Origin of the sequence: Frankia sp. ACN1ag (genome assembly GCF_001414035.1) — a bacterium.
In the GTDB taxonomy this organism is placed as follows: Bacteria; Actinomycetota; Actinomycetes; order Frankiales; family Frankiaceae; genus Frankia; species Frankia torreyi.
On record NZ_LJPA01000006.1, the window covers coordinates 34,151 to 52,514 of the forward strand.

General features: G+C 73.1%; 14 protein-coding genes and 2 pseudogenes. 5 read left to right on the plus strand and 11 right to left on the minus strand.

Going from position 1 to position 18,364, the window contains the following annotated elements; translation table 11 throughout:
* Positions 1-3 precede the first annotated feature (3 nt).
* Both UK82_RS31050 and UK82_RS06755 read right to left on the minus strand, forming a co-directional pair.
* Positions 4-309, minus strand: coding sequence for an acyl-CoA carboxylase subunit epsilon (locus tag UK82_RS31050; RefSeq protein ID WP_313949792.1), 306 nt, complete (start codon positions 307-309; stop codon positions 4-6).
* A 92-nt stretch (positions 310-401) separates the two neighbouring features.
* The gene (locus UK82_RS06755) at positions 402-1,997 is read right to left on the minus strand and encodes an acyl-CoA carboxylase subunit beta (protein WP_044884282.1); all 1,596 of its coding nucleotides are present in this window, start codon (positions 1,995-1,997) and stop codon (positions 402-404) included.
* Between the two features lie 444 nt (positions 1,998-2,441).
* On the opposite strand from UK82_RS06755, the pseudogene UK82_RS06760 reads away from it, so the two are divergent.
* Positions 2,442-3,237, plus strand: a pseudogene (locus UK82_RS06760) (biotin--[acetyl-CoA-carboxylase] ligase); the annotation flags it as partial.
* A gap of 117 nt (positions 3,238-3,354) precedes the next feature.
* Positions 3,355-3,864 carry a PH domain-containing protein gene (locus UK82_RS06765; RefSeq protein WP_044884314.1) on the plus strand — a complete coding sequence of 170 codons (510 nt, stop codon included), beginning with the start codon at positions 3,355-3,357 and terminating at the stop codon, positions 3,862-3,864.
* Between the two features lie 23 nt (positions 3,865-3,887).
* Here the strand turns inward: UK82_RS06765 and UK82_RS06770 are convergent, their stop codons facing one another.
* Together UK82_RS06770 and UK82_RS06775 are read right to left on the minus strand one after the other, a co-directional pair.
* Positions 3,888-4,598 (minus strand): hypothetical protein, encoded by a 711-nt coding sequence (locus UK82_RS06770; protein ID WP_236705596.1) that lies wholly within the window; start codon positions 4,596-4,598, stop codon positions 3,888-3,890.
* A 59-nt stretch (positions 4,599-4,657) separates the two neighbouring features.
* Positions 4,658-5,560, minus strand: coding sequence for a hypothetical protein (locus UK82_RS06775; RefSeq protein ID WP_055406648.1), 903 nt, complete (start codon positions 5,558-5,560; stop codon positions 4,658-4,660).
* A gap of 972 nt (positions 5,561-6,532) precedes the next feature.
* Here UK82_RS06775 and UK82_RS06780 point away from each other — a divergent pair.
* Positions 6,533-6,736 carry a hypothetical protein gene (locus UK82_RS06780; RefSeq protein WP_055406649.1) on the plus strand — a complete coding sequence of 68 codons (204 nt, stop codon included), beginning with the start codon at positions 6,533-6,535 and terminating at the stop codon, positions 6,734-6,736.
* 283 nt (positions 6,737-7,019) lie between these two features.
* On the opposite strand, the gene UK82_RS06785 is transcribed toward UK82_RS06780, so the two are convergent.
* The 3 genes from UK82_RS06785 to UK82_RS06795 form a co-directional block, all read right to left on the minus strand.
* On the minus strand, positions 7,020-8,501 hold the full coding sequence (locus UK82_RS06785; RefSeq protein WP_055406650.1) for a hypothetical protein: 1,482 nt from the start codon (positions 8,499-8,501) through the stop codon (positions 7,020-7,022).
* Between the two features lie 358 nt (positions 8,502-8,859).
* Complete coding sequence (locus tag UK82_RS06790) at positions 8,860-9,456, minus strand: TetR/AcrR family transcriptional regulator (RefSeq protein WP_044884287.1); 597 nt, start codon at positions 9,454-9,456, stop codon at positions 8,860-8,862.
* A gap of 516 nt (positions 9,457-9,972) precedes the next feature.
* On the minus strand, positions 9,973-10,455 hold the full coding sequence (locus UK82_RS06795; RefSeq protein WP_173667248.1) for a GtrA family protein: 483 nt from the start codon (positions 10,453-10,455) through the stop codon (positions 9,973-9,975).
* A gap of 416 nt (positions 10,456-10,871) precedes the next feature.
* Here UK82_RS06795 and UK82_RS06800 point away from each other — a divergent pair, with 416 nt between their 5' ends.
* Complete coding sequence (locus tag UK82_RS06800) at positions 10,872-11,471, plus strand: carbonic anhydrase (RefSeq protein ID WP_055406746.1); 600 nt, start codon at positions 10,872-10,874, stop codon at positions 11,469-11,471.
* 117 nt (positions 11,472-11,588) lie between these two features.
* On the opposite strand, the gene UK82_RS36260 is transcribed toward UK82_RS06800, so the two are convergent.
* The 4 genes and pseudogenes from UK82_RS36260 to UK82_RS06815 form a co-directional block, all read right to left on the minus strand.
* Positions 11,589-12,062: UDP binding domain-containing protein (locus tag UK82_RS36260; RefSeq protein WP_236705597.1), on the minus strand; the 474-nt coding region annotated here is incomplete at its 5' end.
* Between the two features lies 1 nt (position 12,063).
* Positions 12,064-12,932: pseudogene (locus UK82_RS36265) on the minus strand (UDP-glucose dehydrogenase family protein); the annotation flags it as partial.
* Between the two features lie 123 nt (positions 12,933-13,055).
* On the minus strand, positions 13,056-14,024 hold the full coding sequence (locus tag UK82_RS06810; RefSeq protein ID WP_370657176.1) for a TIGR03089 family protein: 969 nt from the start codon (positions 14,022-14,024) through the stop codon (positions 13,056-13,058).
* 5 nt (positions 14,025-14,029) lie between these two features.
* Positions 14,030-15,547, minus strand: a complete 1,518-nt coding sequence (locus tag UK82_RS06815) for an LCP family protein (RefSeq protein ID WP_055406747.1) — start codon at positions 15,545-15,547, stop codon at positions 14,030-14,032.
* A gap of 674 nt (positions 15,548-16,221) precedes the next feature.
* Between UK82_RS06815 and UK82_RS06820 the strand changes: the two genes are divergently transcribed.
* Positions 16,222-18,315, plus strand: coding sequence for a glycosyltransferase family 39 protein (locus UK82_RS06820; protein WP_055406651.1), 2,094 nt, complete (start codon positions 16,222-16,224; stop codon positions 18,313-18,315).
* Positions 18,316-18,364: the final 49 nt, after the last annotated feature.

Here is an 18,364-nt window from a genome sequence, read left to right on the forward strand (position 1 = left end):
CGGTTACCAGCCAGCCCGGGTGCGTACACCCGGGCTCATCCCGGAGCGTCGCCACGAACCCGCTCCGGTGGCGAGTGGGCGACGCAGTGCCTGAGTGGGATCCGCCCAGGCCGAGCGGACGGGAGACGGACTTTCCACCGGGACCGCGCGGGCTGCCAGAAGCGCGACCACCGCGGCAATCTCTTCGGGTGTCGCGTTCCCACGGATCAAACGCAGTCGGGGCGGGCTGGCCTGTCCGTCGTCGTCCTGGGTCACGGTCCTCTCCTCACTCGACTTCCGGCCACGCGCCGTGCGCGGCCTGCCGTCCATCGTCGTCCCTCGTCGCTCGTCGCGTCGCTCGTCCAGCGGGTGCGCACGTGGGAAGCGGACCGACTGCGTGCCGGCGAGAGTCCGGGGCCGAACTACAGCGGGATGTTGCCGTGCTTCTTCGGCGGCAGGGACTCGCGCTTGGTACGCAGCAGGCGCAGGGCCCGAATGATCTCTCGGCGAGTCTCGGACGGGTTGATCACCGCGTCGAGGTACCCACGTTCCGCCGCGATGTACGGAGTCGCGAAGTGATCGTTGTAGTCCTGGATGAGCTCCGCCCGGCGGCTTTCCGGGGACTCGGCCTTGGCCAGGTCGCGCCGGTAGATGATGTTCACAGCCCCGCGGGCACCCATGACGGCGATCTCGGCGGTCGGCCAGGCGAGGTTGATGTCGGCCCGTAGATGCTTCGACCCCATCACGTCGTACGCGCCGCCATACGCCTTCCGGGTAATGACGGTGACCTTGGGAACGGTCGCCTCGGCGTAGGCATAGATCAGCTTGGCGCCTCGACGGATGATCCCGTTCCATTCCTGGGAGGTACCGGGCAGGAAGCCGGGCACGTCGACCAGGGTCAGCACCGGGATGTTGAAGGCGTCGCAGGTCCGGACGAAACGGGCGGCCTTCTCGCTGGCGTCGATGTCGAGGGTGCCGGCGAACTGCATCGGCTGGTTCGCCACGACCCCGACCGATCGGCCGTCCACCCGCCCGAAGCCGACGATCAGGTTCTGGGCGAACTGAGCGTGGACCTCGAGGAAGTCCCCGTCGTCGACCAGACGCTCGATGATCTGGTGCATGTCGTACGGGGTGTTCGGAGAGTCCGGGATGAAGGTGTCGAGCTCGGGATCGATCTCGGCGGCCGGATCGTCCACCTCGTCGTAGCTCGGGGCGTCGTCGAGGTTGTTCGACGGCAGGAACGACAGCAGCGCCCGCGCGAGCTCCAGGCACTCCGTCTCGTCGGCGGCCTGGAAGTGCGCGACTCCGCTGCGTGAGTTGTGGGTGGCGGCGCCACCCAGCTCCTCCATCCCGACGTCCTCGCCGGTGACCTCTTTGATGACGTCCGGGCCGGTGATGAACATGTGGCTGGTCTGGTCGACCATCAGCGTGAAGTCCGTGATCGCCGGGGAGTACACGGCGCCGCCGGCGCACGGGCCCATGATCAGAGAAAGCTGTGGGACGACGCCCGAGGCCATGACGTTCCGATAGAAGATCTCGCCGTAGAGGCCGAGCGAGACGACGCCCTCCTGGATGCGAGCCCCGCCGGAGTCGTTGATGCCGACGACCGGGCAGCCGGTCTTCAGCGCCAGATCCATGATCTTGACGATCTTCTCGCCGAAGACCTCGCCGAGGCTCCCCCCGAAGACCGTGAAGTCCTGGCTGAACACGCAGATCTGGCGGCCGTCGACCGTGCCGTACCCGGTCACCACGCCGTCGCCGTACGGACGGTTGGCCTGGACGCCGAAGTCGTGCGCCCGGTGCCGCGCGAACGCGTCGGTCTCCACGAACGAGCCCGGGTCGAGGAAGGCCTCGATCCGCTCACGCGCGGTCATCTTGCCCTTGGCGTGCTGGGCGTCTACCGCCCGCTGAGACCCGGCATGGACCGCGTCTTCGTTCACGCGCCGCAGTTGAGCAAGTCGCCCTGCGGTGGTGTGCGGGTCGGGAGCAGAATCCTCGGCGGACGCGGGAAGAGCCATAGGCCGCAGCGTACGACCCCTGTGGGCTCACGTGCGCGACTGTTGTGGAGTTGATCTCATCGATTCGCCGGAATCTGGGGCTCGCCTCCGGTGGGCCGTATCGAAGGTCACAGCACCCCACTTCTGGTACCCCCGGTCGGGTAGTCGGAGCGCCCAGCACGTCGTCGCACTGGCCGACTCGTGGCATCCGGCGCAGATCGGACGGAGTGAGCTTCGTCTCGCATCGTCCGGACCACAGTGGTGCCGATGCGCGCCCGGCGCCTGCGCGAGCGGGGCGGACCGCTCTGGCAGGCTGTCTGGCGTGAGCTCGACGCCGGACTCCGCTTCCGCGCAACCGCCCCAGAATTCAGCCGTGCCAGCCGTCGATGCCTTCCGAGGCCGGTCACCGAGCTCGGCTGGCGACCGGGGTCCCCTCGATGCCGCGCGGCTGACGGCCGCCGCGGNGGCGGCCGGGCTGGACCTGACCGTGATCCAGGAGATCGACTCGACCAACGCGGCCCTGGCCCGGATCGCGCGGGGGGAGACCAGCGATCCGGCTCTGGTCGGGCTCTCGCGGCAGTGGCGCGAGAGCCCGGGGCCCGGCCTCGCCCCCCTCGGTCGCGCCCCCCTCGGTCGCGCCCCCCTCGGTCGCGGTCTGGTCCTCGCCGCGGAACGGCAGACCGCCGGGCGTGGGCGTCTCGACCGCTCCTGGGTGTCCCGACCAGGCGCCGGTCTGACCGTCTCCCTGCTCATCCGGCCGCGGACCGCGGTTTCCCGGCTCGGCTGGCTGCCGATGGTCGTCGGGACGTCGCTGGTTTCCACGGTCCGAGCCGTCGCCGGAGTGCCCGCCGTTCTCAAGTGGCCCAACGACGTCCTGGCCGAGGGCGGGAAGCTTGCCGGCATTCTGGTGGAGGTCGTTCCGGTGCCGGCGTCCGCGCCCTCGGTGGTCATCGGATTCGGGCTCAACGTCAACGCGGAACCGGACGAGTTGCCCGACCGGTCCACGAGCCTGCTGCTCACCGGCGCACACCCGGCCGCCCTGGACCGGACCGAGCTACTCGCGCGGATCCTCGACGGGCTCGTCAACGCGCTCGCCGCCTGGGAGGCCGATCCCCAGGCGGCCCGCGCCGCCTACCTGGCGGTGTGCGCGACGATCGGCCGGGAGGTCCGCGTCGAGCTCCCGGACGGCTCGGCCGACACCGGCAGGGCAACGGATGTCGATCTCGAGGGACGGCTTGTGGTGGCCGGTCGTGCTTACAGCNCCGGGGACGTCGTCCACCTGCGGTGACCGGCGAGGAGGGCGTGTTCCGACCGCCTGCCGACGGCCGGTGACGGACCCGGGTGTGGCCTGTCGGTGCCGGATGCGACGATCGTCACCGTGGCGTTCCCCGACGACATCCTCACCCAGGACGAAGAGGTTGTCCTGCATCTGCACCCGCACTGGGTCAGCCTGATCGTTCCGGCGCTCTGGACGGTGGTGGCTCTCGTCTTCGCGGTGCTGGGCGTCTTCTTCGCGCCCGGTGGCGTGCTGCAGAAACCCGTCCAGTACCTGGTGCTGCTCCTCGCTCTCGGCGCGATCGCCTACCTCGGGGCGCTGCCCTGGCTGCGCCAGCTCACCACCCACTACGTCGTCACCAGCCACCGGCTCGTGATCCGGGAAGGCCTGATCACCCGCGCCGGGCGGGACATCCCGCTCGCCTGGCTGGTCGGTGCGACGGTGCAGCAGAACGTCATCGACCGCATGCTGGGGTCGGGCAGTCTGATCGTCGAGACGGCCGGTCAGCGCGGCCGGGTCGTTCTGGCGTGCATGCCGCACGCGGAGCGGGTCCAGGAGACCCTCGCGGAGCTCTCGGCGCCGTACCGGCCGCGGAGCTACCCCGACTACTGAGACCACCTCGCCACAGGTGTTCCTCAGATCGGGTCGTACTCGCGCCACCAGGCCAGGAGCCGGCCCGCATCGGGATCCTCGGTGGCGAAGCCGATCAGCTCGTCGTCCACGGTCCAGAACACCGCGAACCGGCCCGCTGCGGCCGAGCAGAGGAAGGTGCCGCGGCGCCGCGCGCTGTGGGCCCAGCGTTCGACGCTGGTCTGACCCCGGGCGCAGTCCCCGGCGTCGGTGAGCTCCGCCGACCGACGTGCGACGTCGCCCCGCAGCGCAGCGGCGTCCCGGTACCGGAGGACCGACAGCCGTGCCGGCGCCGGGGCCTCGGTTGCGACCCCGGGTGCGCAGGTCAGCGCCGCCGCCACCCCGTCGCCGTCACGGGAGGCGGCCCGGCAGTCGGTGACCGCGAACGGCCGTAGCGAGGCCAGCAACCGGGCGTCCGCCGGATCGAGCGTCACGCTCGGCGCCGGGCTCCCGACCGTGCCGCCGCCGGAGCGGCCGGAACTCGAACCGGCGGTGCTCGGGGCGGGCCGGACGGTCGTGGCGTGATCCGAGCCGCCGCTCACCAGCAGCCCGACGGCGACGCCCGCACCGATGACGATCGCGCCGGCGAGGCCGCCCACAACGGCTCGCCGCCGGCCGCCACCGGTGCCCGCAGCGCGGTGATCCCCGCCCTCGACCGGCGCCCCCCCCGGGTCGTCGACCGGTTCCGGCGAGGTGCTCTCGTCGGAATCCTGCATGCGGCCCGCCCTCCCGAACCCTGTCACTCGGCGACGCTGTCACTCGGCGACGCTGTCAATCAGCGGCGCAGCGGGTCGAACGAGTGCCACCAGTCGTTCATGCGGGCAGCCGTCGGATCGTCGGCGGAGAAGGCGATGAGGTGGTCGTCGTACGTCCAGAACTCGTAGAACCGGTTCGCGAAGAAGTAGCAGAGGCGGTTGCCGCCGGTGGCCTCGGCCGGCGAGCTCCACCGTTCCGAGCTCTGCTGCCCGTCGTCGCAGTTTCCCTCGTCGGTGTAGAACGTCTCCCGGGCACCGATCTGTCGGTCCAGTGCGGAACGGTTCGGGAAGTGGAATGCGGTGACCTCCATCCCCGAAGGCGTCTTGCAGAGGAGGGTGGCGTCAGCGTAGGCGCTGTCGCTGCGCCCCGGATCGGCGCAACCGGTCATGACGGCGGGATTGAGCAGCGACCGCAGGACGTCCCGCGGATTGCCCCCGGCCCGGCCCGCCGTGCCCGGTGCGGCGGTGGCCGTCCCGGCGCCCGCGGGGCGTCCCTGGGCGGCGGCGGTGACCGACTCGCCGCCGCTGCCCTTGCCCCCGGTGAAGGCGAGGACTCCGAACACGATCACCAGGGCCAGCAGCAACCCGCCGCCCCCGATCAGCAGACGCCGGTCGACCAGCACCTTGTTCCGGTCGGCGTTCCGGTCGGCGTTCCGGTCGGCTCCGGTCCGGTCGGCTCCGGTCCGGAGGGCGCCCTCCCCGGCCCCGCTGGTCGCAGGCTCGGAGCTGTCGGCGCCCTGCGGCGGCAGTCCGGGCAACAGACCCGGCAGGGACGCCGAACGACCCCTGTCCGGGGCCGGCGCGGTGAGGGCGTTGGGAACGGGAAGGGCGTCATCGCGGCCGGGTGCCGCGACCGGGGGAAACCCGTTCTTACCGGCTTCCGCCGGGAACGGGCCGAACGACGCGGGACGGTGGCCTGGCACCGGACGGTACCCGCCGCCAGCCGGCGGCGGGTACCCGCTGATCGGCCCGGGCGGGGGAAAGCCGCCCGGGGGACCGCCGCCGCCCCAGGCAGCGCCGGCGGTCCTGGAAGCGTCGAACGCGCTCGCCTCAGGAACCACCGTCCCGGCAGCGCTGGGCGCCCCCGGGGCGGGGCCTGGGCCGGCCGGCGTGTCGTGGGCGCCGCCGGTGGGTTCGGTGGCCCCACCTCGAGCCCCGAACGGCCCGAGAAAGGCCGTGTCGCCGTCGCCGCCCGGGCGCCCCCCAGGAGCGTTCACCAGGGGGACGGGCCCGGGCTGGGGGCCGGCGGGCGGCCGGACGCCGGGGCGTCCGGGGGAGGTCGAGCCGGGTGGGGTCAGACGGTAGGCGAGGTCGCTGTCGCCCTCCCAGGGCGGGGCCGCGCCACCGGGACCGGGCCCTGGCGGAGCGCCGGCAGGGCCCGGTCCGCCAGGGCCGGAGGCTGGTGCGGGGGCGGCTCCGGGGCCGGCGGGGAACGGCCGTGCCGTGAAGGCGGGATCGGCCGGCGAGGTGGGGCTCCCGGGAAAGCCGACCGGCGGGGGGCCGGGCGTGGACGTCCCGGGCGCCCCTGCCGTGCCGGGTGGGATGGAACCGGGCCTGATCGGTGGAGCGTAGTAGAGCGGACCGGGTGGTCCGGCCAGGCCGCCGGGCGGACCCGGGGGAGCCGGTGGCCCGGGCGGGGGGAAGTCTGCCGGGGCGACCGGCCCGGCCGGACCGGTCCGGGGTGGGGCGGCGGGCGGACCCGGCGGCGACGGCCAGGCGGAGGCTGCGGAGGTCGGCGGACCCGGTGGACCGCCCGGACCGGTCAGGCCACCGAACCGGGGCGGTGCCGACGGGATGGGCGGGCCGGGAGGTTGGACCGGCCCGCGCGTGACGCTGTCGGCTGCTGGGCCGCCGAGCGGAGAGCCGGGCCCCGTGTAGGGCGGCGGCCATGAGACATGCCCGGGCCCGGGGCCCTGCTGCAGCGGGTCCGGGGCCGCGCCCGGCCGGCCCGCGCCGCTCGCCGGGTCGGCCCCGAAGCGGTCGCCGGGTCCCGCCAGGGGAAGCTGCCCGGGAGGGAGGGTGAGTTCGGCGTCGTCGAGGTCCGGGTCCGGGTCCGGACCGTCGCCGAGGCGCGGCCCCGGCGGCGACTGCTCGGGTGAGCGCGGCGTCTCGTCGTCGCCAAAGCCGGGGCTCGGCACGGTTCCTCCCGAGATGGGTGACGGGTGCGGTCCCCAGAGTAGGCGTACCACCCTGCGAATACCGGTGGTATTGGGCTACTGCGCAACAAATGCGGCCCTATCGCTACCCGCCCGGACGCGCGGCAGCAGGCTTGCGGCGCGACGGGGGATCCCGTCAACCGGCCACGCCACGTGCCGTGCTCCGGACACCCCGTTCACGGCCGCCCTCACCGGCGGTCTGAGCTGGGTATACGTCCCGGCCGGATCAGCTCTGCGGCACCGGGTCGAAGCCGCTCCACCATTCATACAAAGCGACGCCGTCGGTTCCGGTCGCCATGAACGAGACCAGCTTGTCGTCGTAGGACCAGAAGATGAAGTGGCTGCTCTGCCGGACTGTGCAGACGGCGGTGCCCTGGGTCTTTCCCTGGTCGAAGTTCCAGGTGAAGACCTCGCTGCCACCGTCCTTGCACGTGCCGCTCGGCGTGGTGACCAGCGCCTTGCGGACATCGACGTCGCTGGTGAGGTCGCCGGCGGTGGCGTAGGCGTAGGCGGCGACGACCTTGCCGTCGTCGGAGTCGCAGTACAGCGCGGCCACGATGCGGTCGCTCTCCGCGTCGCTGTTGGGCTTGCAGTCGGTCATCGCCGACGAGTCGAGCTTGGCGAGCAGCTCGTTCTCGGCCGGGGTGAGCGCCGCGGAGGCGCTCGGTGACGGGCTCGCCGAGGACGTGGCGGACGGGCTCGCCGGCGCGGTCGGCCGGGCGCTGGGAGAGACCGAGGCGGCCGCCGCCGGCTTCCCGTCGTCGGATCCGCCGGTGAGCAGCACGACCGGGATGACGATGAGGAGCAGCACGGCGACGACGGCCGCGCCGATGATGATCGCCCGTCGGCGACCGGAGCCGCCGGGCCGAGGCCCACCCGCGGGTCCGCTACCAGGAGGCGAGTATGCCCCGTACGCCCCGGCCGGCGGGTAGCCCTGCTGGTAGCCACCGGGCGTCGGATAACCCTGTTGCTGGTAGCCCTGCTGTTGGTTGCCGGGCCCCGGGTAGCCCTGCTGTTGGTAGCCGGGCCCCGGGTAGCCCTGCTGCTGGTAGCCCTGGTCGTAGCCCGCAGTCGGTTGCGGGTAGCCGCCTGGCGGCGGGTAGCCGGTGGGCGGGTAGTCCGGTGAACCACCGTAGCTGCTGCTGGCCGGACCGCTCGGGCCGCCGGCCCCCGGCGCCGCGCCGTATCCCCCCGCCGGCGGATAGGCGGCGGTCGGCGGGTACTCCTCCGGACCCGGGTTCCGGCTCTGCCCGCCGGACGTTCCGGGCGGGTATCCACTGCCCGCACCGTCGGGAAGTATCCGCGTCTGCACCTCCTCGCCGTATTGGTCCCCGCCGCCATAGGGACCGCTGCGACCGTAGGGGTCCGCGCCACCGTAGGAATCGTCACGTCCGTAGGGATCCGCCTGGCTGCGGGGATCTGCCTGGCTGTAGGGATCCGCCTGGCCGTAGGGATCGTTGAGCGGCCGGCTCGCCACGACGGGCGGGAATCCCGGGCCCGCGGGCGGCTGGCCGACCGCTGGCCAACCACCGGCCTGGCCCGGTCGTCGGTTGCCGGCATCGTCGCCGACCAGGCGGGTTCGCTCCGCGTTGTCGTACGGCTCGGCGCTGCCCGGGTCGACCGGGTCCGGGCGGGAAGCGGCCGGTGTGCCGTGCACCCGTTGGGTTTCGGCGTCCGGGTCCTGGGGGCCTGGGCCCGGTGACTGCATGAGGTCCTCCTGTGCCGCGCGAAGGCGCCCCTGCCGCCGCGCCCCGTCCCTGCCCGCCCGGTGGCCGGGACGGCCTTGCGGTGGCGGGTCGCCCCGCTCCGCCCGCGCCCGGGACTGGATAAACCGCGTCTTCCGTCCCAGATCGGGCCCGCTGCTGATGGTAGGGCCTTTGCTGCTGGAAGGAAGGGGGGGTCGCCTTCTCGACACGCCTGCGGGGTCGGATCATCGCGTCCGACCCCCGCGGCCGCGGTTGCCGCCGGCGGCAGTCCGCCCGGCCGCGGGGCTCCGCACCGGTCCACACCGGCCGGCCGGTGTGGACCGGCGGTGCCGGCGGAGCCATCGCGCGTTGCGGGGGGGATCAGGCGGCGTAGCGGATGACGATGTCGTCCACGATCGATTCCAGGAACACCCGGTCGATGGGTTCGCCGGTGAGCAGTACGCGCTGCAGGATGATGGCGGTGCCGATCTCCATGAGTATCGCGTGATCGACGTCCGGGCGGAGTTCCCCACGAGCGATCGCGTGCTCGACGATGGCGTGGGAACTCGTCTCGCGTTGCGTCCAGAGCCCGCCACGCAGCGCGTCCCGCAGATCAGGATTGCGGGGCATCTCCGAGATCAACTCAGCGATGATCCGCCCGCGGCCGCCCCGGATGGCCTCGTGAAAGGAAGTCAGGAACTCGATGATGTCCAGGCGCAGTGAGCCCGTGTCCGGAGTCGGCATGCGTTCCTCGGCGAAGGCGTTGATCGCGTCCATCACCATCGCCAGTTTCGACGGCCAGCGCCGATAGATCGTGGCCTTGCCGGCGCGGGCGCGGGCGGCCACCCGGTCCATCGTCACGCCGTCGTAGCCGAGTTCGGCGAGCAGATCCAGGGTGGCCGATCGGATCGCGTGATCCCGGCTCTCGTCGCGAGGCCGGCCGCCCGGGCGCGGCGACGCGAGCGAGGGCTGGGTCACGAAGCATTCTCCCGACGGCTGCGGGGCGGCCGGCGCCTGCCGCGTGCGTTCCGGGAGTCGAGGAGTGACGCACGGTGGATGACCGCGAACGCGTAGCACCGGTTGGGCCCGCAGAGCGTAACTCACCGGGGATACTTCGAGTACGGGTTGGCATGTGAGCGGATAGAGCTTCCCGGTGTCCGGACGGGACCAGACGCGCCCACCACACGGGCGGCCAGCCTGCGACGTTCATACGTTTATGGGGCCGACCGGACGCGCGGGTGGGCTGCGTCGGCGCTGATGAGGCGGGTCCGGATTGGGGTGCCCATCGGTGTGCCGTCCTGGGCCGAGCCGGCGGCCCGGAGCCGAGCCGGGGTTGTCCCGCCGCGGCGCGTCCGGCGGGCGGCGGAGATCCTCGCCGTGATCAACTCTGGCCGGCGGCGCCAGGTCACGGGCGGCCCGTGGGGCGCCGCGGTCCTGGCGGTGACGCCTGGCTGCCGCCCCGGGGGCAGGCTGGATGTCGCGGCGGGACGACGGTCAGATCCGGCCGGCGTGCTCCGGGATCGGACGGTGGTTCTCCTGGCTGGCACCGGTGTTCACGACGGCCTTGGGGTCGTCGGGGTGCAGGAACACCCACTTCTTGTAGGCCCAGAAGCGGAACACCGTGCCCAGCCCGGTGCCGATGACGTTGCCGAACAGGTTGAAGGCGAGCACGCCTCGCAGGTCCAGCACGTAGCGGGCGAACCCGAGGCAGCCGAGCGCGATCAGCAGGCCGACGGTATTCAGGATCACGAAGAGGGTGTACTCGCGGCGCAGACCGGTCCGGGCGCGGTGGTTGAAAGACCACTGCCGGTTTCCGATGTACGAAAAGGTGGCCGCAACCACCGTGGAGACGGTCTTCGCGCTGAGCGGACCCATTCCGAGGAGCGTGTGACACAGGTTCGAAACCAGAAAGTCGATGGCATAGCAGACGCCGCCGACCAGCCCGAACTTACCCATCTCGTGGATGAGTACCTGCATCGGCGAGCGTGTCTGCCGGTGCCTCACCACACGCGACCTCGTTCGATTCTTACCACTCGTGGAGAGTACCGGCTGCCTCCGCCCCGGCTCGGGGCCACCCCCTCGGATGGGGCTGGCGGTGCGATCGCTGCCGCAACCGGGGCCGAGACCTCGACTGCGGGCAGTAATGTAAATCTTACCGAGGTGTGGTCGGGTCACCGGGGAGGTGTTCCCCGATCTACGATGAGTGATGCGACCGTTCCGTTGCGGCCGGCAACGTGAGTGGCGCAACCTAGCCGAATGTGGGGAACATCGACGAAGGTGGGTAGGGGGGCGGCATCCGTGACAACACGGGAGCCGACAACGCGGGAGCACGGTCACCATCGAACGGGAGGATGGACCACCATGATCTCCTTCACCAGTCGGTCGGGCGGCTGATGTCGACGTCGACCGAGTACCAGAGCCCGGCCGAGGCGGCCGCCGACGCGCACGCCGACCGGGTCCGCCCGGCGGGGCCGGTGGGCAGCACGGCCACCGTGACGGAGCTGCTGCTGACCCATGCGGCCGGTAACCCGGCCCGACGGCAGGAGGCCGGGCTGCCCGCCTCCCCGGCCGCGCGGCCGCGCCTGGGTGTCGCGGTCGTCGCATGCATGGATGCCCGGATCAACGTCGAGTCGCTGTTCGGCCTGACCGAGGGGGACGCGCACATCCTGCGCAACGCCGGCGGCGTCATCACCACGGACGTCGTGCGCTCGCTTGCGGTCAGCCAGAATGTGCTCGGCACCACGGAGATCATCCTCCTGCACCACACCTCGTGCGGTCTGGAGCAGATCACCGACGACGGCTTCCGCGACCAGTTGGAGCGGGACACCGGCGTGCGTCCCGAGTGGTCGGTCCAGGCGTTCGCCAACGTGGAGGACGACGTGCGCCTGTCGCTGCGCATCCTGCGCTCCTCGCCGTTCCTGCAGGCCACGACCTCGGTGCGCGGCTTTGTCTACCAGGTCGAGACGGGTGGGCTGGTGGAGGTCCCGGCCTGACCGATCGGTGCGGCCGCACCGATCGATGCGGTGTGGTCGATCGGTGCGGTGTGGTCGACCGTTGGAGGCGATCGATCGGGGCGAAGTGATCGGCCGGTACGAGGCGATCGGCCACGGTCATCGCCGCGGCCGGCCCAGGGCCCGGTAGGTCCAGCCGGCCGTCCGCCACCGCTGGGGATCGAGGGCGCCGCGGCCGTCGATGACGATGGGCCGCGCGACGTGTGGTCGCAGCACGGCCGGATCGAGCTCCCGGAACTCGTGCCACTCGGTGAGCACGAGCACGACCTCGGCGCCGGCCACCGCGCCGACCACCGAGTCGGCGAAGCACAGGTTCGGGTGACAGGCCCGCGCGTTCTCCGCCGCAGCCGGATCGTAGACCGACACGTGGGCCCCGGCCCGGCGCAGTGCCTCGGCCACCTCCAGGGCGGGCGAGTCGCGGATGTCGTCGGAGTTGGGTTTGAACGCGGCCCCGAGCACACCCACCGTCCGGTTCGCCGGTGAGCCGCCCAGAGCCTCCCGGGCCAGCGCCACCGCGCGCGCCCGCGCCCGGATGTTGACGGCGTCGACCTCGCCGAGGAACGTCAGGGCCCGNCCGACCCCCAGCTCGTCCGCGCGGGCCTGGAACGCCCGGATGTCCTTGGGCAGGCAACCACCGCCGAATCCGATGCCGGCCTGGAGGAAGCGGCGCCCGATCCGAGCATCATGTGCCAGTGCGCTGGCCAGTTCGACGACATCGCCGCCGGTCGCCTCGCACACCTCGGCCATGGCGTTGATGAAGGAGATCTTGGTGGCGAGGAAGGCGTTCGCGGCGACCTTGACGAGCTCGGCGGTGGTGTGGTCGGTGACGACGACCGGGACACCGTCGCCGATCATCTGGGCGTAGACCGCCCGCAGCCGCCGCTCCGCCGTGCCCTCCGGGGCGACCCCGAAGACCAGCCGGTCCGGCCGCAGGGTGTCGTCGACGGCGAAGCCCTCCCGGAGGAACTCGGGGTTCCAGGCGAGCTCCGCGCCGGGCACGCCCGCGGCGAGCTTCGCCGCGAGGCGGGTGGCCGTGCCCGCGGGCACCGTCGACTTGCCGACCACGAGGTCGCCCGGGCCGAGCCCGGCCGTGATCAGCCCGCTCACCGCCGCCTCGACGTGGCGCAGGTCCGCCGCGCCGCTGTCGGGCTGCTGGGGCGTGCCGACACAGACGAAGTGCACGTCGGCCCGCTCGACCGCCTCGGCCAGCGAGCCGGTGAACGTGAGCCGGCCGGCCTCGAGGTTCTTACGCAGCAGTGCCTCGAGACCAGGCTCGTAGAACGGCACCTCCCCGGCGGACAACCGCCGGATCCGGCCGGCGTCGATGTCGACGCCGGTGACGTCGAAACCCAGCTCGGCCATGCACACGGCGTGGGTCGCGCCGAGGTAACCCGTGCCGATGACGCTGATCCGCGGATCGGTGGACCTGCTCACGATCGGCACCTCCGCTGCGCAGGGGATCGGCGTGGATCCCCTGCGCCCCGTCGCCGCGCACCGGGAGCCACCGGCTTGGCGAGAGTAGTCACTACCCTCCGGCGTCGGCTGCCACGTCGGCCCGATCGGGCATCACCCGAGGCGGGGGAGGCGCAGCGTCCGCACGCCCGGGCCCGCGAGCGCGAGCGGGTCGACCGCGTCGTTGGCCGCGTCGTTGGCGGCGTCGTCACTGCCCGTCGCACCCGGTCCGCCGGCCGCAGCGGGCGCGGCGGCGATGGCGGTGATCCGCTCGGCCTCGATCCGGCGGGTGAGCGCCCCGGGGTCGAGATGGCGGCAGAGCACCATCGACGCGCCGGCCACCAGCGGGGCGAGCAGCCCACCGAGGAGCCCCTCGGCCGTCGCCGGCGGCGCGGTGGACAGGACCCGGTCCGCGGGCCCCAGTCCCCAGGCCGCAGCGACCCGCGCGCCGGCCCGCAGCAGCTCGACCTGCTCGGGCGGGGGCGGCGGCGGGGTGAACCGGTCGCCGTGCGGGGGGACCTCGGCGGAGTAGTCCAGCACGCCGGGAACGGGCCGCAGCATCCGGCCGCCCAGCGGGCGCAGCGACAGGGCCACCGTCTCGTCGACAACCAGCTCGGCGGTCGCGTCGAGCCGGTCCTCAGCCACGAACAACGCGCCGAGGCGGGTCGTCGGTGGCAGCGTCGAGCCCGCGGCCACGGCGAGCGCGCCGGCACCGCCGTTCTCGCCGGCGTCGGCGAGGACGACCTCCAGCCCCGCCAACCAGCCGGCGAGCGGGATGACCAGGCCCAGCCAGTGGGTCGGCAGGTCGACCCCGATGCGGTCGCCGGCACCGAGCCCGAGGGTGTCGACGAGCATGTTCGCGGTCTTGGCGATCCAGTTGTTCAGCGTGGTGGCAGAGAACTCCACCCGCTCGCCGGTCGCGTCGTCGTAGAAGGTCACCAGCGGCCGGGCCGGGTCGGTGGCGAGCCGGCGGGCGAGCAGACCGGCGATACCCCGCAGTCCCGCGGGAACGTCGCCGTCCGGCGCGCCGCCCGCGCCCGCCGGTCCCAGCAGTCGGACCGCGGGTACCAGCCGCGGCGGCACCCCGGTCACGGCGTGCAGGAGGTGTCAGCGGGCATCGGCGTGGCCGTACCGACCGCGCCGGTGCCCGTCGCCGTGGCACCCGTCGCCGTCGTGGTGGTGCCCGTCTCCACGGCCGACGAGGTGGCGATGCCCGCCGTGCCGCCCGTCGCGGTGGTGGCGATGGCCGTCGACGGTTCGCCGGCTGGACCTGCCGCCGCGCCTGGACCGGGGGCGGCCGCCAGGCCGGCGAACGCGGTGCCGAGGACGACGACGAGTCCGTCCCCCGTCCGGGCGGGGTCCTCGACGGGCAGTCCGCCGGGCAGCCGGGCGGCCAGGGCACGTGCCGCGGCCTGCTGGCCCGGGGGATAGTGGATCTCGGTCAGTTCCTGACCGGTCGTCGTCGCCGTCGTCATCGCTCCAGTGAATCCGAGCGACCGCAGCGCGTCGACCGTGGCGGCGGCGAGCCCCGTCCGCCCCGAGGCGTTGCGGACGGCGGCGACGCTGACATCGGCGCGTCCGACCGTGGTTCCGGCGGGCTCGGGGGGCGCCGCGGCCGGCCGGGCGGTGCCCGCGGGCCGCAGCGGCGCCAGCACCTGGGCGAGGCCGGCCTGGTCGGCGACCAGCACGGCGCCGTGCGGCGGGATCGTCCCCATTCCGTCGACGGCGCCGTCGACGGGCAGGGCCACCCGGGTGGGGACCGTGACGAAGCGGATTCCGCCCGAGCTCAGCCCGCTGGCCCGCTTCGCGAGGGTGAGTAGCGCGGTCTGGTCGAGTCCCTGGTCCACCCTGAGTGCTCCGCCGACCGCGCCGAGCAGCGCGGTGATCTTCGCCGGATTGGTGAGCACGCCCGCGCCGGTCGCCGTCGCCAGGAGCTTGGCGAGGAACTGCTGCTGGCGTAGGACGCGCAGCCGTTCGTCACCGAGGGCGTAGCGGGTGCGGACGAAGGCAAGCGCCTGATCGCCGTTCAGGCGGTTCTCCCCGAGGTGGCCGTTCCAGCCGGACATCGTGTCGTGCAGGTTGCGGGTGCTCCCGTCGGGCAACGGCGTCACGCAGACGGTGACGCCGCCCACTGCGTCCGTCATCGTGCGGAAACCGGCGAGATTGATCGAGATCGTGTGATCGATCTTCAGGCCGGTGAGCGACTCCAGCGTGCTGACAAGGCCGGGCACGTCGGCGAGCTGGAGCACCTCGGTCAGCTTCGCGCGGCCGTCCCGGGCCGCGGCCCGCTCGGGGGGCACGACGCGCACGAGCATGTCGCGGGGGAAGGACAGCAGGGTCGCGGAGCCGTCCCGGGCGAAGTGGGCGATGATCGTCGTGTCCGACCGCACCCCGTCGACGACGCCGTACTCCCCGCCGGTGCCCTCCCGGCTGTCGTCGCCGAGCAGCAGGATGTTCTGCTCGCCGGCCGCGCCCGCCGGCCGGGCACCGTCGATGTTCCAGTCCACCCGGGTGATGGCGCCGTCGAAGTGCCGGTAGGCGGCCCAGCCCAACGAGCTCAGCGCCAGGACGAACACGGACAGCAGCCCGGTGGCGGTGAGCGACAGCCGACGCAGGAACGAGCGGTGCCGGCGCGGCCGGCGGGGATCGAGCTCGGGCGGCAGCGGCAGCGGCCGCTGCCGTGTGGGCCGGCCGCGTGGGCTGTTCGGGCGGTACAGCCCGTCCGGCCGGGCTGGGCGCGGCGGTGCTGGCTGCGGCGGTGCTGTGCGCGGCGGTGCTGGCCGTCGCGGCCAAGCGGGCGCCGCGCGTGGTTCCGGCGCCGGTGCTCTCTCGCGCCAGTGCCACAGGTCGGGCGGAGTACTCGGGGTAGGTGGCGTCGACGCCGGACGGGCGTGGGGGCTCACGGGGTCGCGGACCCTCCTCGGTCAGGCGGTCCTCGTCGTTGATGCCGTCGGAATGCGCACCGCGGCCGTTGCAGGTGATGCGGCCGTTGCAGGTCATGTGGTCGCTGCAGGTCATGTGGTCGTTGTGGTGATGGCGTGTGGTGATGGGGATCGGTGCCGTTTCCATCTGTTAAGACGTCCGCGGCGCGCGGGACGTTGCCAGGGTGAACACCAGTGGGCCCGACAGGGGGAGGAGTGCGGGGCCGCACGTACTCCGGGTCGTACGTGGTCCGGGCCCGCGCACGGTGACCGACGGTCGGCCGCCGAGCCGAGGACCAGGGCGGCGATGTCCGGGGCCGTCGGGACCGGCCGGCGAGGTCGTTATCCTGGCGTCAATCATGGATGAGCCGGAGACGACGACCACCGAGAGCACCGACACCGCCGAGCCGGCCGTCGACGCGGCCGGCCAGACGCCGGTGGAGATCCGTCCCGTCCCGTCCCAGCCTCGCCCGTCGCGCGAGTCCCGGCCGCCCGAGCACCCGTCCCCGGCAGCCGGGACCGGGCCCGTGGCACCCGGGATCAAGTCCGCGGCACCCGGGATCGAGTCCGCGGTGGCGGGAACGGTGGGCGGCGGCGGGCGCCTCGCCCGCCGGGTGCGGCGGGGGCCGCTGCTGCTGGTGCTCATCACCGCGGTCCACCTGGCGATGTTGCTCAGCTACGCCTTCGTGTACCCCACCTGGACGGGCTACGACGAGGCCCAGCACGTCGACATGGTCTATGGACTGCAGCACGGCGCCGGCTGGCCCGCCCCCGGTGAGAAGATGATCGCCACCGGGGTGGCGGCGACCTCGGACGACTTCGATCGCGGCCGCTATCAGGACATGTTCCAGGCCGGGGGAAAGCGGCGCGGGGCCGCGCCGTTCGCGGAGATCGACCCGACACCGCGCGACCAGCGGAGGTCCTTCAACGCCCTCGGCGGCCCGACGCCGGTCGACGACGGGCGCCTGTCCAACCAGATGGTGCAGCACCCACCCCTGATCTACGCGGCTGGGGCGGTGCTGTTGCGCGCCCTGCCCGGCTCCGGCGACTGGGCCTATGACCAGCAGGTCTTCGTGCTGCGTCTGCTGAACATCCTGGTCGTCGCGCCGCTGCCGCTGCTGGCCTGGCTCGCCGCCCGCCGCTTCGGTCTCGGCGAGCCCTCGGCGTTCGCCGCGGCCGCCCTGCCGCTGGCGATCCCCGGGTTCACCCGGGTCGGCGCCACCTTCAACAACGACGGCATCCTCATGCTCGCCACCGGTGGGCTCACCGTGGTCCTGGCCGGGGTGCTGCGGGGCGACCTGCGTCGGCGCACCGCGCTGTGGGCCGGGCTGTGGCTGGGGCTCGCGCTGCTGTCCAAGGCGTTCGCGCTCACCCTGCCAGTCATGATCGTCGCCGCTTACCTGGTCGGATGGTGGCGCCGTCATGCGTTCGGCGCGACGGCGCCCGGCGTGCCCGGGTGGCGTCGACTGCGGACCGCCGTCGCCTCCCTGCCGTGGGTTCCCGCGGTGCTGGCGGTCGGCCTCGGTCTCGCCCTCGGTGGCTGGTGGTGGGTCCGTAACTACCTGCTGTACGACGCCGTCCAGCCAAACGGCTGGGCGACCAACCCACCGCGGCGGGAGCCGCTGCTGCTCCCCGACTCGTTCCTGACCTGGTTCTGGTACTTCTTCCGCACGATGATCTCGCGGTTCTGGGGCGGCCTCGGGATGTTCGAGCCGCCGCAGCTCTCCCCGATCGCGATCGTGCTCGCCACCGTCGCCGTCGTCGGGCTGAGCGTGACGGCGATCGTCGGCCGCCGCCGAGCCGGGCGGCCCGAGCGATGGTCGCTCGCGGCCGGGGTGATGGTCCTGCTCCTGCCAGTCGCGTTCGCGTACCTCGAGGTCGGCCAGCGTAGTTGGGCGGAGTACCAGCAGTACACCCGCGGGATCGCCGTCCAGGGCCGTTACCTCTACCTCGGTCTGGTCGGGCTGGGGGTCGTGGTCGCCCTCGGCCTGCGCCGGGCGCTGCCCGGCCGCGAACGGCTGGCTCCGCTGATCCTGCTGGTCGGTGCGCTGCTCATGCAGGGCGCGGCGCTGCTCGCGATCTGCTCCTACTACTGGTTGCCGCGCCGGGTCTCGTTCACCCCGGCGCGGATTCCGGACGTGGTGTCGGCGATCGGCCGTTGGGCGCCGTTCCCGGTCGGGGTGACGATCATCGTGTTCGTCCTGGCCGCGCTGCTGTTCGCCGGGACCATCGCTGCCGCCGGAGTCCAGGCCCGGCGTCAGCCGGCCGTGGCCGCCGGCCCCGCCACGGCCGCCGGCCCTGAGCCGGCCGCCGGCCCTGAGCCGGCCGCCGGTGCCGAGCCGGCCGCCGGTGCCGTGCCGGTCACCCCCGCGCAGTCGTCGGCTGCCACGGTCGACCCGGCCGCAGCGACCCCGGGTGGTCCTGTCACGGCGCGTTCGGGCGCGCAGGACTAGGGCCCCCGGTCAGGACCCCTGGTCCCGGGGCTCCGCTCGGCCGCTGACG

Excerpts from the sequence above, each read along its gene's own strand:
- UK82_RS31050 (WP_313949792.1), bottom strand. The coding sequence starts at position 309 with ATGGACGGCAGGCCGCGCACGGCGCGTGGCCGGAAGTCGAGTGAGGAG.
- UK82_RS06755 (WP_044884282.1), bottom strand. The coding sequence starts at position 1,997 with ATGGCTCTTCCCGCGTCCGCCGAGGATTCTGCTCCCGACCCGCACACC.
- UK82_RS06800 (WP_055406746.1), top strand. The coding sequence starts at position 10,872 with ATGTCGACGTCGACCGAGTACCAGAGCCCGGCCGAGGCGGCCGCCGAC.
- UK82_RS06770 (WP_236705596.1), bottom strand. The coding sequence starts at position 4,598 with ATGCAGGATTCCGACGAGAGCACCTCGCCGGAACCGGTCGACGACCCG.
- UK82_RS06780 (WP_055406649.1), top strand. The coding sequence starts at position 6,533 with ATGCCCGGGCCCGGGGCCCTGCTGCAGCGGGTCCGGGGCCGCGCCCGG.
- UK82_RS06820 (WP_055406651.1), top strand. The coding sequence starts at position 16,222 with ATGGATGAGCCGGAGACGACGACCACCGAGAGCACCGACACCGCCGAG.
- UK82_RS06795 (WP_173667248.1), bottom strand. The coding sequence starts at position 10,455 with ATGCAGGTACTCATCCACGAGATGGGTAAGTTCGGGCTGGTCGGCGGC.
- UK82_RS06785 (WP_055406650.1), bottom strand. The coding sequence starts at position 8,501 with ATGCAGTCACCGGGCCCAGGCCCCCAGGACCCGGACGCCGAAACCCAA.